This window comes from Piscinibacter defluvii, assembly GCF_004011805.1.
Taxonomy (GTDB): Bacteria; Pseudomonadota; Gammaproteobacteria; order Burkholderiales; family Burkholderiaceae_C; genus Piscinibacter; species Piscinibacter defluvii.
The window spans coordinates 155,238-169,331 of the sequence record NZ_RCHJ01000015.1; the positions used below are offsets into that span (position 1 = coordinate 155,238).

12 protein-coding genes are annotated in these 14,094 nt (G+C 74.2%); 5 read left to right on the plus strand and 7 right to left on the minus strand.

What is annotated here, in order from left to right; genetic code table 11:
• Positions 1–7: 7 nt before the first annotated feature.
• Genes D9C15_RS23090 through D9C15_RS23105 form a run of 4 tightly spaced genes read right to left on the minus strand, consistent with a single transcriptional unit; the run spans position 8 to position 6,713 of the window.
• Entirely contained in the window at positions 8–976 is a 969-nt protein-coding gene (locus D9C15_RS23090; protein ID WP_128000819.1) for a patatin-like phospholipase family protein, read from the minus strand.
• A gap of 15 nt (positions 977–991) precedes the next feature.
• Positions 992–4,093, minus strand: coding sequence for an efflux RND transporter permease subunit (locus tag D9C15_RS23095; protein ID WP_128000820.1), 3,102 nt, complete (start codon positions 4,091–4,093; stop codon positions 992–994).
• Positions 4,090–5,229, minus strand: coding sequence for an efflux RND transporter periplasmic adaptor subunit (locus D9C15_RS23100; RefSeq protein ID WP_164886821.1), 1,140 nt, complete (start codon positions 5,227–5,229; stop codon positions 4,090–4,092). The genes D9C15_RS23095 and D9C15_RS23100 overlap by 4 nt, the downstream gene beginning before the upstream one ends.
• Positions 5,226–6,713 carry an efflux transporter outer membrane subunit gene (locus D9C15_RS23105; protein WP_128000822.1) on the minus strand — a complete coding sequence of 496 codons (1,488 nt, stop codon included), beginning with the start codon at positions 6,711–6,713 and terminating at the stop codon, positions 5,226–5,228. The genes D9C15_RS23100 and D9C15_RS23105 overlap by 4 nt, the downstream gene beginning before the upstream one ends.
• A 127-nt stretch (positions 6,714–6,840) precedes the next feature.
• Here D9C15_RS23105 and D9C15_RS23110 point away from each other — a divergent pair, with 127 nt between their 5' ends.
• From D9C15_RS23110 to D9C15_RS23120, 3 genes are read left to right on the plus strand one after another with little or no spacing between them, the layout of a single operon-like run.
• Entirely contained in the window at positions 6,841–7,290 is a 450-nt protein-coding gene (locus D9C15_RS23110) for a DUF2141 domain-containing protein (RefSeq protein ID WP_128000823.1), read from the plus strand.
• Positions 7,287–8,156 carry an SDR family NAD(P)-dependent oxidoreductase gene (locus tag D9C15_RS23115; RefSeq protein WP_128000824.1) on the plus strand — a complete coding sequence of 290 codons (870 nt, stop codon included), beginning with the start codon at positions 7,287–7,289 and terminating at the stop codon, positions 8,154–8,156. The genes D9C15_RS23110 and D9C15_RS23115 overlap by 4 nt, the downstream gene beginning before the upstream one ends.
• A gap of 58 nt (positions 8,157–8,214) precedes the next feature.
• Positions 8,215–8,877 (plus strand): TetR/AcrR family transcriptional regulator, encoded by a 663-nt coding sequence (locus D9C15_RS23120; protein WP_128000825.1) that lies wholly within the window; start codon positions 8,215–8,217, stop codon positions 8,875–8,877.
• 66 nt (positions 8,878–8,943) lie between these two features.
• Here the strand turns inward: D9C15_RS23120 and D9C15_RS23125 are convergent, their stop codons facing one another.
• Together D9C15_RS23125 and D9C15_RS23130 are read right to left on the minus strand one after the other, a co-directional pair.
• A complete protein-coding gene (locus D9C15_RS23125) occupies positions 8,944–10,233 on the minus strand; it encodes a cytochrome c (protein ID WP_128000826.1) in 1,290 nt (429 codons plus the stop codon).
• Positions 10,230–10,928 (minus strand): c-type cytochrome, encoded by a 699-nt coding sequence (locus tag D9C15_RS23130; RefSeq protein WP_128000827.1) that lies wholly within the window; start codon positions 10,926–10,928, stop codon positions 10,230–10,232. Before D9C15_RS23130 ends, D9C15_RS23125 begins: the two co-directional genes overlap by 4 nt.
• Before the next feature lie 158 nt (positions 10,929–11,086).
• Here D9C15_RS23130 and D9C15_RS23135 point away from each other — a divergent pair, with 158 nt between their 5' ends.
• The gene (locus tag D9C15_RS23135; RefSeq protein ID WP_128000828.1) at positions 11,087–12,556 is read left to right on the plus strand and encodes an NCS1 family nucleobase:cation symporter-1; all 1,470 of its coding nucleotides are present in this window, start codon (positions 11,087–11,089) and stop codon (positions 12,554–12,556) included.
• On the opposite strand, the gene D9C15_RS23140 is transcribed toward D9C15_RS23135, so the two are convergent.
• The gene (locus D9C15_RS23140) at positions 12,557–13,465 is read right to left on the minus strand and encodes a LysR family transcriptional regulator (protein WP_128000829.1); all 909 of its coding nucleotides are present in this window, start codon (positions 13,463–13,465) and stop codon (positions 12,557–12,559) included.
• Positions 13,466–13,510: 45 nt separating this feature from the next.
• Between D9C15_RS23140 and D9C15_RS23145 the strand changes: the two genes are divergently transcribed.
• The gene (locus D9C15_RS23145; protein WP_164886822.1) at positions 13,511–14,032 is read left to right on the plus strand and encodes a QcrA and Rieske domain-containing protein; all 522 of its coding nucleotides are present in this window, start codon (positions 13,511–13,513) and stop codon (positions 14,030–14,032) included.
• Positions 14,033–14,094: the final 62 nt, after the last annotated feature.

Sequence of the window (14,094 nt, forward strand, 5' to 3'; positions counted from 1 at the left end):
GGGCCGGTCACCCGGTCGGCGCCATGGCCGTCGCTGCCTTGCGCTGCCGGGCATCCGGACCGAAACGTGCCTCGAGCGCACGCAGGAGGTCCGGCAGCCGCTGCCGGGCGTGCGCCTCGCCGCGGGCGCGCGAGTCGACGAAGTAGCTGCGCCACGGACCGGCCCGGTAGTCGAGGTCCGGATGGAGCAGGAAGTCGGCCTGCGCCACCTCGGGCTCGATGCGCAGGCGCCGGCGCCGGTCGCGTTCGCGCATCGCCTCCGACGCATCCGCGGGCGTCGTGCGCGCGGCCACGTCGACGGCGATCACGAACTGCGTGCCGGCCGCGCGCGCCGCGCGCACCGGCACCGGCAGCGACTCGTCGCCGTCCTCGTACTCGATGCCGGCGATGCCCACCGGCGACACGATGCCGGGCATCGCGCCCGACGCACGCACCGCCACGCCGGCGTTGCCGCGCAGGAAGAAACGCGGCTGCTTGTCGTCGCGCCGCGTGACCGCGACGACCACCCGCCGCGGCAGCGCCTCGAGCGGCCGGCCGGCCACGCCGCGGTTCACGTAGTCCTGCAGCTTCTGGCCGCGGATCCAGCCGCGGTCGGCAAACGGGCTGGGATCGAACACCGTCAGCGGGCCGCCCTGGAACGACAGTTCGTCCAGGCGCGCCGCGTCCAGCCCGCTGGCCCAGAAGGTGCCGATCAGCGCGCCGACGCTGCTGCCGACGATCAGGTCGGGCTGCACCCCGGCCTCCTCCAGCACGCGCAGCACGCCCAGGTGCGCATAGCCGCGCGGCCCGCCGCTGCCCAGCACGAGCGCGATGCGCGGGCGGGGCGACAGCGGCGGCACGTCGGCAAGCGGTTCCGGCGCGTCGCCCTCCCGGTAGTCGAATGCGGCGCAGCCGGGCAGCGCGAGCGGTGACAGGAGCGCGCCGAGCAGCAGGTGCCGCCGCCGCGGAGCGGGCAGGCGATCGACGAAGGGGGGCATCTCGACTCCTTTCGTCTATGGCGCGATGGCCGGCACCGCCGGGCTTGCGCCGCCGGCCGGCGGCGCGGGCCGCGGGCGCGGCACGCGGAAGAACGCGGCGTAGAGCGCCGGCACGCACACCAGCGTCAGCGCCGTGGCGGCCAGCAGCCCGCCCATGATCGCCATCGCCATCGGGCCCCAGAACACGCTGCGCGTGAGCGGGATCATCGCCAGGATCGCTGCCGCGGCAGTGAGCACGACCGGGCGCGCGCGCCGCACCGTCGCATCGACGATGGCCTGGGCGGGTGAGGCGCCGGCCTCGATGTCGCGGTCAATCTGGTCGACCAGGATCACCGCGTTGCGCATGATCATGCCGCCGAGCGCGATCACGCCCAGCAGTGCGACGAAGCCGAACGGCGCATCGAAGGCCAGCAGTGCCGGCACGACGCCGATCAGCCCGAGCGGCGCGGTCAGGAACACCAGCCCCATGCGCGCGAAGCTCTGCAGCTGCAGCATCAGCAGCAGCAGCGTCACCGCGAACATCGCCGGGAACACGGCGAACAGCGCCAGGTTGCTCTTGTCGCTCTCCTCGATTGCGCCGCCCTGCTCGATGCGGTAGCCGGGCGGCAGCGCGTCCAGCAGCGGCTGCAGCGAGGGCCGGATCTTCTGCGTCGCGTACGGGCCCTGCACGCCGTCGGCCAGGTCGCTGCGCACCGTCAGCACCGCGTCGCGGTTGCGCCGCCACAGCACCGGGTCTTCCCAGCCGGTGTCGATGTGCGCCACTTCCGACAGCGCGACCGCGCCGCCGCCGCGGGTGGGCAGGCGCAGATCGGGCAGCGCGTCGAGCGTCAGGCGTTCCTCGGGCGCGGCGCGCAGCACCACGTCGACGAGTTCCTCGCCGCGCTTCAACTGCGCCACCGGTGCCCCCGAGAGCGCGAGCTGCACGGCGTTGGCGACCTCCGCGCTCGACAGGCCGGCCAGCCGCGCACGGTCCTGGTCCACGTCCAGCCGCAGCGTGCGCACCTGCTCGTTCCACTCCAGGTGCGTGTCGCGCACGAGCGGGCTCTCGCGCACCAGGTCGCGCACCCGGTAGGCGATCTGCCGCACCTGCACCGGGTCGGGCCCGATCACCCGGAACTGCACCGGGAAGCCCACCGGCGGGCCGAACTCGAGCCGCTGCACGCGGCCGCGCAGGTCGGGGAAGGCTTCGCCGGCATCGAAGAGCGCGATCAGGCGCCGCCGCACCGCCTCGCGCTCGGGCGTGCCGGCGGTCTGCAGCACGAACTGCGCGTAGCCCGGGTTCGGCAGCTCGGGCGCGAGGCTCAGGTAGAAACGCGGCGAGCCGGCCCCGGTGTAGGCCGTGAAGCCCTGGACGTCGGCATCCTGCTTCAGCACCGCCTCGAGCCGCTGCACCTGCAGCGCGGTCGCCGCGAAGGAGGCCCCCTCGCGCAGCCGCAGGTCCACCAGCAGCTCGCTGCGCGAGGCGGTCGGGAAGAACTGCTGCTGCACCAGCGTCATGCCCGCGCCGGCGGCGCCGAAGGCAAGCGCGGTTGCGCCGAGCACCCACCAGCGGTGCCCGACCGCGAATCCGACCACCCCGCGCAGCCGCCGGTAGATCGGCCGGTCGTAGGGATCGTGCGCCACGGCCTGCATGCGCGCGGGCAGCAGCAGCACACCCAGGTAGGGCGTGAACACCACCGCCACCAGCCACGAGGCCAGCAGCGCCAGCCCGACGACCCAGAAGATGCCGCCGGCGTACTCGCCCGAGATCGACTTCGCGAAGCCCACCGGCATGAACCCGGCCACCGTGACCAGCGTGCCGGTGAGCATCGGGAAGGCGGTCGAGCTGTAGGCGAAGGTGGCGGCGCGCACGCGGTCCCAGCCCTGCTCGATCTTCACGACCATCATCTCCACCGCGATGATCGCGTCGTCGACCAGCAGCCCGAGCGCGATGATCAGCGCCCCGAGCGAGATGCGGTCCAGCGCCCAACCGGCCGCGGCCATCACGGTGGCGACCAGCGCCAGCACCAGCGGCACCGAGGCGGCGACGACGATGCCGCTGCGCCAGCCGAGCGCGACGAAGCACACCGCGAGCACGATCGCCAGCGCCTCCAGGAAGGCGCGTTCGAACTCCCACACCGCCGCGTCGACGATCCTCGGCTGGTCGGCGTACTTCTCGAGCGTCACGCCCAGCGGCAGCTTCGCGGTGGCGGCCTGCGCAGCCGCCTCGACCGCGGCGCCGACCTCGAGCACGTTGACCTGGCGCGAGAACGCCACGCCGATCGCGAGCACCGGTTCGCCGTTGCGGCGCACGGTGAACGACGGCGGGTCTTCGAGCCCTTCGCGCACCTCGGCCACGTCGGAGAGAAGCAGCAGCCGGCCACCCGCCTCGATGGGCAGCCGCGCCAGCTCGGCGGCGCTGCGCGCGCTGCCGCTGACGCGCACGAAGGGCCGGTCCGCCGGTCCCTCGAAGGCGCCGGACGGCAGCACCAGGTTCTGGCGCGCGAGCGCGTCGATGACCGCCTGCACCGGCACGCCGAGCGCGGCGAGCCGGCGCGTCGAGACCTCCACGTGCACCTGCTGCGCCTGCCGGCCCATCACGTCGACCTTGACGACACCGGGCACGACCTGCAGCGCGCGCTTCACCTCCTCGGCGACCGCCTGCTGCTCGGCCTGCGACAGGTCGGGCGCAGCCAGCGCGTACAGCAGGCTGTAGACGTCGGTGAACTCGTCGTTGAAGAACGGCCCGCGCACGCCGTCGGGCAGCTCGTGGCGGATGTCGCCGATCTTCTTGCGCGCCTGGTACCAGGAGGTCTCGAGATCGGCCTTCGAGGTGCCGCCCTTCATCCACAGCGTGATGCCGCCGTAGCCCTGGCGGGCGAAGCTGCGCACGTTGTCGAGGGCGTCGAGCTCCTGCAGCTGGCGTTCGAGACGGTTCAGCACCTGGTCCTGCACCTGCTGCGCCGGCGCCCCCGGCCAGGCGACGATCACGGTCATCGTCGGCACGTTGAACACCGGGTCTTCGAGCCGACCGAGTCGCGTGAACGAGACCAGTCCGGCGAGCAGGGTGCCGATCAGCAGGAACAGCACCAGCGGCCGGTGCGCGACGGCCCATTCGGAGAGGTTGAAGCGGCTCACGGCCGCGACTCCTGGCGCGCGACCGCGACCGCCGGTGCCGCCGGCAGCGGGGCATCGAGCGGACGGGCGACGGGCCGCACGCGCATCCTGGCATCGAGCTTGTGCGCGCCGGCGCTCACCACCCAGGCGCCGTCGGGCAGCCCACGCAGGCGCACGCGGTCGCCCGACTGGCCCAGCACCTCCACCGGCTGCGCGCGCAGCGTGCCGGCCGAGTCCCTGGCGGGGTCGGCCACCAGCCACACGGCGGGCGCGCCATCGGCCTTGAGCAGCGCGCCGGCCGGCAGCTCGGCCACTGCGGCGGCGGCCCGGCCGGCCAGGCGCAGCTCGACCGTCATGCCGAGCCGCCAGCCCTCGGGCCTGGGCGCGGCCAGTGCGTAGCGGGCGCGGAAGCTGCGCGTCGCCGGATGGGCGCTCGGCGCCAGCTCGCGCAGGCGCAGCGGCAGCGCCGCGCCCGCCGGGCCGGTGGCGCTGGCCTGCTGGAGGGCCAGCGTCGCGGCCAGCGCCTCGGGCACGTCGACCGCGAGTTCCAGTTCCTGCGCGCGGGCGATGGCGAAGGCCGGCTGCCCTTCCGCCACCACCTGGCCCGGCTCGACGCGCACTGCAGTGACCACGCCGTCGAACGGCGCGGCGAGCGTGGTGTAGCCGTCGCGGTTGCGCGCCAGGTCGAGCTGGCGTTGCGCCTGCGCGAGGCGCGCCGCGGCGGCATCGGCACGCGCCTGCTGGCGTTCGCGGTCGGCGCCCGGGATCGAGCCGTCGGCCGCCAGCCGCGTGAAGCGCGCCGCGTCGCTCGCCGCCTGTTGCGCGTCGACCTCGGCGGCGCGCCACTGCTCGGCCGCGGCGTCGACCGCGAGCCGCAGGTCCTTGCCGTCCAGGCGCGCCAGCGGCTGGCCGGCGCGCACGGACTGGCCGAGGTCCACCAGCCGCGCCAGCACCTTGCCGCCGGTGCGGAAGGCCAGGTCGCTCTCGACGCGCGGCGCGACGACGGCGGTGAAGCGCCGTTCGTGCGCGGCCGGCTGCAGCACGACCGGCGTGACGTAGACCGCGGGCAGCGCGGGCGGCGTGGACCCGGGCGGGCTGCAGGCGGCGAGCGCGGCAGCCAGCGGCGCGGCCAGCGCGAAGGACGGGCGAGGGTTCACGGGCGGACCTCCGAAACGCGGGTGGCGGGTGGGGCGTCGAGCGACCAGCCGCCGCCGAGCGCGCGGTAGAGCTGGAGGCCGTTCAGCGCCAGCTGGGTGCGGTGCTCGGTCCACGCCAGCTCGGCGGCGATGCGGCCGCGCTGCGCGTCGAGCAGTTGCAGCAGGTCGATCTGGCCTTCGCGGCGCAGCGACTCGGCATGGCGCAGCGCCGCCGCACGTTCCTCGCGCAAGGCGTCGAGCGGGGCGGCGCGCTCGCGTTCCTCGGCCAGCGCGACGAGGCTGGACTCGACCTCCTGCAGCGCCGCTAGCCAGGTGCGTTCCAACTGCAGCGTCGCGCCGCGCGCGCGGGCCGCGGCGCGCTCCTCGCCCGCCTGCAGGCGCCCGGCGTCGAACAGCGGCCAGGCAAACGCGAGCGCCACGTTGCGGTAGCCGACCGGGCTCAGGTCCAGCCCGTTCAGGCGCAGGTCCTGGCGGCCCAGCAGCGCGGCAAGGAAGAACTTCGGCAGCCGGTCGGCCCGGGCCTCGCGCAGGCGCGCGTCTTCGGCGGCGAGCTGGCGCTCGGCCGCGCGCAGGTCGGGGCGGCGCAGCAGCAACTCGGCGGGCTGGCCGGGCGCCAGTGCGGGAACCTCGGGCAGCGCCGCGGCCTGCGCTCGCGGCAGCGCATCGAGCGGCGCCGACGCCGGGCGCCCGAGCAGCAGCGCGATCTGGTGCTCGGTGCTGGCGACGAGCGTGCGCAGCGGCGGCAGCTGGGCCGCGAGCGCGCGCGTCTCGGCCGCAGCCCGCGCCACGTCGAAGCGGCTCGCCTGGCCGGCGGCCTCGCGGCTGCGCGTCAGGCCTTCGGTCTCGGCCTGGGTGCGCAGCAGCTCCTGCACCTGCGCGAGCCGCAAGCGGGCGCCCTGCCAGACGACGTACTGGCGGGCGGTCTCGGCGGCGGCGAGCAGCCGCGCGGCGCGCGCGCCCTCGGCGGCGGCGTCGGCATCGAAGGCCGCGGCAGCGCGCGCGGCACGCGCGGCGCCGAAGAGGTCGAGCTCCCAGCCGAGGTCGACCGAAGCCCGCAGCGCCCGCGTGTCGGGCGAGCCGCGCTTGACCTCGTCGGGCAGACCGCTGCGCTGGTCGGAGGCTCCGGCGTTCAAGGCCAGCATGGGCGCGAGCCGCGAGGCCGCGGCGCTGGCGCCTGCGCGGGCCTGCTCGACGCGCGTGACGGCGATGCGCCAGTCGAGATTGCGCTCGCCGGCCTCGGCCACCAGGGCCTGCAGCGGCGCGTCGCCGAGGGCCCGCCACCAGGGTTCGTCGAACGCGGCCGCGGGTGCCGGCGTCGCGCCGAAGGCGGCGGGCAGCCCGGTCGTCGGCGGGCGCGTGACGGTCGGCGGCGCGGCGCAGCCGGCCAGCAGCGTGAGCGCCACGAGCGCGGCCCCGGCCGGTGCGAAGGTCGGCCAGGGAGCGGTCGCCGGGGCCGACGGTGCGGAAGGCAGGACCTGGTGCATGGCAGCTCGTTTCGATGATCTGAGTTGACGGTGTCAACAATGATCGTCTATGCTGTTGACGCTGTCAACTCCCCGTCCGGCTCCGCCTGGTCCCGGGGATCGAAGTCAACCTCGAAGGAGTCTTGCGATGAAGCCCAAGCGATGCCCGCCTGCCGCGCTGTGCGCGTCCGCCTGTCTGCTCCTGCTGGCCGGGCCCGCGCGGGCAGCGGCCACCGAAGTCGTCGTCCGCGTCAGCGGCCTCGCGGGGTCGGCCGGCGAGATCGGCTGCGCGCTGTTCCCTGCCGGCACGGCCTTCCCGATGGATGCCGGCGGCGCGCGGCAGGTGTGGGTGAAGGCCGATGCGGCCGGTGTCGCCTGCCGCTTCGCCGACGTGGCCCCGGGCACCTGGGCGGTCTCGGTCTCGCACGACCTGAACGGCAACCGCAAGGTCGACACCAACTTCCTGGGCATGCCCACCGAGGCCTGGGGCGTGTCGAACAACGTGCGGCCGACGCTGCGCGCGCCGCGCTTCGACGAAGCGGCGTTCAAGGTCGCCGACGGCCAGCCGGTCGAACTCGAGGTGAGGGTGGCGAAATGAGCCGCCCGCAGCACGAGACCGCGAAGAACGCCTTGCCGGCGCCTCGTGACAACGCCTTCGCGCATCGCTACGGCCCCTGGGCGGTGGTGACGGGCGCCTCCGACGGCATCGGACTGGCGATCGCGCGCGAGCTTGCGGCGCGCGGCCTCCACCTGGTGGTGGTGGCGCGCCGCGGCGAGCGGCTGCAGCAGCTGGCACGCGAACTGGCCGGCCGCCACGGCGTCGAGTGCCAGGCGCTCGCCGCGGACCTGGGCACGGCCGAGGGCTGCGAGGCGGTGCGGCGCATGATCGCGGCGCACGAGGTCGGCGTGCTCGTGGCCGCGGCGGGCTTCGGCACCTCGGGCGCGTTCGTCGACAGCCCGCTCGGCGCCGAGCGCGAGATGCTGGCCGTCAACTGCGCGTCGGTGCTCGAGCTGGTCGGCCACGTCGCCCCGCGGATGGCGGATCGCGGACGCGGCGGCATCGTGCTGCTCAGCTCGGTGCTGGCCTTCAACGGCGTGCCGGGCTCGGCACACTATGCGGCGACCAAGGCCTGGGTGCAGTCCCTGGCCGAGGGGCTGCGCGGCGAGCTGCGCGGGCGCGGCGTCGACGTGCTCGCGAGCGCGCCGGGGCCGGTGGACACCGGGTTTGCCGCGCGCGCCCGGCTGGCGCCGGGCACGATGCTGAGCGCCGAGGTGGTCGCCCGGCAGACCATCGACGCGCTCGGCCGGCAGGGCACCGTTCGGCCCGGCTGGCTGTCGAAGCTGCTCGGCTGGTCGCTCGCGACGCTGCCGCGCCCGATGCGCGTGGTGCTGCTCGCCCGGGTCATGAAGGGCATGACCGGGCGCCGGCGCGACGGCGGCCCGGGCGTCGCGCCCACGCGCTGAGAGCCGTCGCGGATGCGGCCGTGTTACCGTGCCGGCGTTGCCCGCTGACCCGTGCCCGATGCCGAAGAAGAAGGACGAGCCGCTCGAACTCAAGGAGGCCTGCATCCTCGCCGCCCGCGAGGTGATCGCCGAGCATGGCGTCGAGCAGCTGAGCCTGCGCGAGGTGGCGCGCAAGCTCGGCGTGTCGCACCAGGCGCCGTATCGCCACTATCCGAGCCGCGACCACCTGCTGGCCGAAGTGATGCGGCGCTGCTTCGAGAGCTTCGCGCAGGCCCTCGACGCCCGCGAGCGCAACGACGACCCGATGGAGGACCTCGAGTCCCTGGGGCGGCAGTACCTGGGCTACGCGTCCGCCCACCCGCTCGAGTACCGGCTGATGTTCGGCACGCCCTGGCCCGAACCGGCCGAGCATCCGGAGCTGGTGCGCGATGCGGTGCATGCCTTCGACGTGCTGCGCGGCGTGCTGCGCCGGCTCCACGGCGAGTCCGCGGCGATGCGGGCCGAAGTCGACCTGAATGCGATGTTCATCTGGTCGACGATGCACGGCTTCGCGAGCATCACGCACGCCAACGTGATGGACTGCCTGAAGCTGGCGCCCAAGGTGGGGGCGCAGGCCCCCGAGCATGTGATGCGGATGATCGAGACGGCGATGCGCGGGGCCGGCGGCGCGGCCCGGGCCGCGGATCCGCCGCCGGCGAAAGTTCCGCGCAGGCGACGTTGACGCGGGCCAGGCCCCCTGTCCGGGCCCACGGCGGATGCGCGGGCGCGGATCCGGCCGGCGAGCGCCTCAGTCGACCGCCGCCGCGCCGCGCAGCCGCGCCACCTCCTGCGGCGCCACCGGTGCGGCGCCCTCGCGCTGGCGCAGCCAGGTGGCCAGCGCGGCGATCCGGGCGTCGTCGAGCAGCAGGCCGAAGGGCGGCATGCCGAAGGGCCGCGGGTTGCCGCGTGTGGCCGGCAGGTAGCCGCCGTGCACGATCACGCGCACCAGGTTGACCGGCGGGTCCATCGCCACCATCCGGCTGCCCTGCAGCGCCGGGTAGAGCAGCCGGCCGTCCGCGCTGCGCCCGCCTTCGCCCTGCGCGCCGTGGCAGCCGGCGCAATGGTCGGCGTAGGTCGATTCGCCCAGCGCCAGCACCTGCGGATCGGCCGGCCGGGGCGCGGCGCGCGACGCGGCCGCCTGCGGCAGCGACTTCAGGAAGCTGGCGATCGCGCGCAGGTCGGCCTCGTCCAGGTGCTGCGTGCTGCCGAGCACCACCTCGGCCATCGGCCCGAGCACGCTGCCGCGCGGCGCGACGCCGTCGCGCAGCAGCGCCACCACCTCGTCCTCGGGCCAGTCCGCCACCCCGGCCTGGGCCGGCGAGGTGAGCGCCGGGGCGTACCACTGGCGCATCGGGATCACGCCACCGGCCAGCGACTGGCCGCCGTCGGGCGTGGCGCCCAGCACGTTGCGGCCGCCGTGGCAGGCGCCGCAATGCCCGAGCCCGCGCACCAGGTAGGCGCCGCGGTTCCAGACAGGTGAGCGCGCCGGGTCGGGCTCGAACACCCCGGCACGGAAGAACAGCGCGCGCCACACCGCCAGCGCCGCCTGGGTGCGGTACGGGAACTCCAGCGCATGCGGCCGGTTGGCCTGCGCCACCGGCGGCAGCGAGCGCAGGAAGGCGTACAGCGCATCGCTGTCCTCGCGTGTCACCCGCGTGTAGTCGGGATAGGGGAAGGCCGGGTAGAGCAGCCGACCGTCGGCCGAGCGCCCGTGGTGCAGCGCGCGCCAGAAATGGTCCGCGCTCCAGCGCCCCAGGCCGGTGGCCGGGTCGGGTGTCAGGTTGCTTGCGTAGACGGTGCCGAAGGGCGTGGCGATGCCGCGCCCGCCGGCATAGGGCGCGCCGCCGCGTTCGGTGTGGCAGGCCGCGCAGTTGCCGGCGCGGGCCAGGTAGGCGCCGCGGGCGATCTGCGCCGGCGTGCCGTCGGCCGGCACCGCCCCGGGCGCGATGGCGGGCTCGCCGCGCTGGTTCAGCCAGGCCACGCCGGCCGCCAGCAGCGCCAGCAGCACGAGCAGCAGGGCGATGAAGCGTGCCGTCATGGGCTGCGCGGCACGCCGCCGCATTCGAGCGGCGGGTCGGCCTCGAAACGCGCGGCCGGCCTGGCCGGCTGCGGCACCGGCCGGCTGGCCAGCCAGGCGGCGAGGGCCGCCACGTCCTGCGGCGTCAGCTTGCGGGCGATGGCCGCCATGCAGTCCGGCGCCTGCGCGCGCCGCTGGCCGCTGACCCAGGCACCGAGCTGCGCCCCGAGGTAGTCGCGCGGCAGGCCGAGCAGCCCGGGCACCGCCGGTGCCACGCCGGTGAGCTGCCGGCCGTGGCAGCCGGTACAGGCGGGCAGCTCGCGCGCCGGGTCGCCCTGCTGCACCAGGCGTTCGCCATGCTGCAGGGTGGCAGCGTCCTCGCGGGTCGGGGCCGGCGCCGGGTAGGGCAGGTCCAGCGCGGCGAAGTGCTCGGCGATCTCGCGCAGGTAGCCGTCGCTGAGCGGATCGACCAGATAGACCATCGGCGCGTAGCGCCGCCGGCCGTCGCGGAAGTTCAGCAGCTGGTTGTACAGGTAGCCGGCCGGCTTGCCGGCGATGCGCGGGTGGTAGCCGTCGGGGGCGGCCCGCCCTTCCTTGCCGTGGCAGGCGGTGCAGGGCGCCACCCGCTGGGCCAGCGTGTCGGGCAGCGGGGCGGCCGCGGCCGCGAAGGCGGCCGCCAGGCCGCCGCAGGCCAAGGCCGTTCGGTATCGGTGCATGCGGACGATTGTGCCGCGGGCCCGCGGGCGGCCCGATTCCCGGCACCCGGGTCAAAACAGAACTGACCAAACGATCGCGGGCAATCCTCTATTCGTTTTGTCGCACAAAGTGTATACAGTTTGTGCGTACATTGACCCGTCACCCCCAAGGAGCGCCCATGTCCGCCACCACCTCCTCCCTGCCCGGGGCCGACCCTCGGCTGATCAACGAAGACCTCGCGCCGGTACCACCCGACAAGCGCACCTGGTCGTCCTACAGCGTGTTCGCGATGTGGATGTCCGACGTGCACAGCGTCGGCGGCTACACCTTCGCGGCCAGCCTGTTCCTGCTCGGCCTGTCGGGCTGGCAGGTGCTGCTGGCGCTGGTGATCGGCATCGGCATCGTGAACGTGCTGATGAACTGGATCGGCAAGCCGAGCCAGCAGCACGGCATCCCGTTCCCGGTGATGGCGCGGGTCTCGTGCGGCGTGATGGGGGCCAACCTGGCGGCGGTGATCCGCGGCGTGGTCGGCATCGTCTGGTACGGCGTGCAGACCTACTTCGCCTCCAAGGCGGTGGCCACGCTGGTGCTGGTGTTCTTCCCCGCAGCGGCCTCGCTGCAGGCCACCAGCGTGCTGAGGCTGGACCTGCTGGGCTGGAGCTGCTTCCTGTTCATGTGGTTCTTCCAGCTGATGATCTTCCAGCGCGGCATGGAGACGATCCGCAAGTTCATCGACTTCTGCGGCCCCGCGGTCTACCTGGTGATGTTCCTGCTGATGGGCTGGATCCTCTGGAAGGCCGGCTGGGACGCGATCGACCTGTCGCTGTCGGACAAGGTGCTGACGCCCACGCAGTCGATCGTCGCGATGGGCAGCGCCGTGCTGCTGGTGGTGAGCTACTTCGCCGCGCTGCTGCTGAACTTCGGCGACTTCTCGCGCTTCGCCAAGAGCGAGAAGGCGATGCGCCGCGGCAACTTCCTCGGCCTGCCGCTGAACTTCATCCTGTTCGCGATCATCGTCGTGATCGTCACCGCCGGCAGCGCCAAGGTGTTCGGCCACATGATCATGGACCCGGTGGAGATCGTCGCCCGGATCGACAACAAGTGGGCCGTCGTGCTGGGCAGCGTGACCTTCGTGATCGCCACCATGGGCATCAACATCGTCGCCAACTTCGTCTCGCCGGCCTACGACATCGCCAACCTGTTCCCGAAGCACATCGACTTCAAGAAGGGCGGGCTGATCGCCTCCATCCTGGCGGTGGTGGTGTGCCCGTGGATCTTCGTCGACAGCCCGCAGGCGATCACCGTGTTCGTCAGCGTGTTCGGCGCCGTGCTGGCCCCGCTGTTCGGCGTGATGGTGGCCGACTACTACCTGGTCAAGCGCCAGCAGATCAAGACGGCCGACCTCTACACGATGGCCCCCACCGGGCGCTACCACTACGACGGCGGCTGGAACAAGCTGGGCCTGCTGTCCCTGGCGGTCTCGGGCACCATCGCGGTGGGCTGGGAACTGGCCACGCAGCTCTTCAAGGTGCTGCCGGAGAACAACTTCGGCTGGGTGATCGGCGCGGTGGCCGGCGCGGCGATCTACCTGGTGGCGATGCGCCTGGCCGGGCGCAGCGCACCGGCCGGCACGCCGGCGGCCGCCTGATCAGGGCGCGCGCATCCACCACTCGCCGTCCAGCTGCACGCGGAGGAACTCGATGAAGCTGCGCACCTTGTGCGGCACCAGCTTCGGCGACGGGAACACCGCGTGCAGTTCCTGGGCCGGCAGGCCGAACTCGGCCAGCACCGGCACGATGCTGCCGTCGGCCACCGACTCGCGCGCCACGTACCAGGGCAGCACCGCCAGGCCGAGCCCGGCGCGGCAGGCGGCCAGCACGGCCGACAGGTTGTTCGAGCGCAGCGGGCCGCGCACCGGCACCGACTGCTCCTCGCCGCCCGGGGCGGTGAAGGCCCAGCGGTCGTCGCCCTGCACGCTGCTGTAGACCAGGCAGTCGTGCGTGGCCAGCTCGGCCGGCGTGGCCGGTGTGCCGCGCCGCGCCAGGTAGTCGGGCGCCGCGGCGGTCAGCCAGGGGTTCACCCCGAGGTAGCGCGCGCCCAGCGCGGAATCCGCCAGCCGGCCCATGCGCAGCGCGACGTCCACGCCCTGCTCGACCAGGTTGACGTAGCGGTCGTCGAAGCTCAGGTCGATGGTGACCTCCGGATGCTCGCGCATGAAGCGCAGCGCCAGCGGCGTGGCGATGCGCCGGCCGAAGGCCACCGAGGTGCTGATGCGCAGCTGCCCGCCCACCTTGCTCTGCAGCAGCGCGGCCAGGCTGTCGGCCTCCTCCAGCTCGCGCTGGATGGTCTTGCACTTCTCGTAGTAGAGCTGGCCGATCTCGGTGGCGCTGACGCCGCGGGTGTTGCGGTTCAGCAGCCGCGCGCCGAGCTTGGCTTCGAGCGCGGCGACATGCTTGGTGGCGGTGGGCTGGGTGATGCCCAGGTCGGCCGAGGCCTTGCTGAAGCTGCCGGTCTCGACGATGCGGACGAACAGCTGTACGCCGGTGATGCGGTCCATGGGCGCCCATCATGCACTGCCGGGGGCCGGCGTACATTGCCGGGCATGGATCGACGCTCGTCCCGTCGCCGCCTGCTGGCCGGTGCGGCCGCCTGGTGGGCCGTGCCCGCGGCGGGCGACGACGACGCCCCGCGCGCCGGCGACCGGCTGGCGGCCGAGCCCGGCACGCCGACGTTGCGCAGCGACATGCTCGCCACCGGTGCGGCGCCGCGGCTCGTCTGGGCCGTCGACCCGGCGACCGGCCGCGCGCGCCAGGGCTCGCCGCGGCACCGCATCCTGCTGATCCGCCTCGACCCGGCCGCGATGGACGCGGCCACGCGGGCGCGCTCGGCCGACGGCGTGCTGGCCTACTCGGCCGTCTGCACGCATGGCGACTGCGCCGTGCGCGACTGGCGCCCGCGGCAGCAGCTGCTTCACTGCCCCTGCCACTTCTCCCACTTCGACCCGCTGCGCGGCGCCGCCGTCGTCTCGGGCCCGGCGCCGCGCCCGCTGCCGCACCTGGGGCTGCGCGAGGAGGACGGAGTGCTGGTGCTGGCCGGTGGATTCTCGGAGCGCCCCGGCGCCTGACAGCCATTCCGGCACGGAATAGGTCTGATGCCCGGGCTGGGCTTCACGCCGCGCGCGCCTGC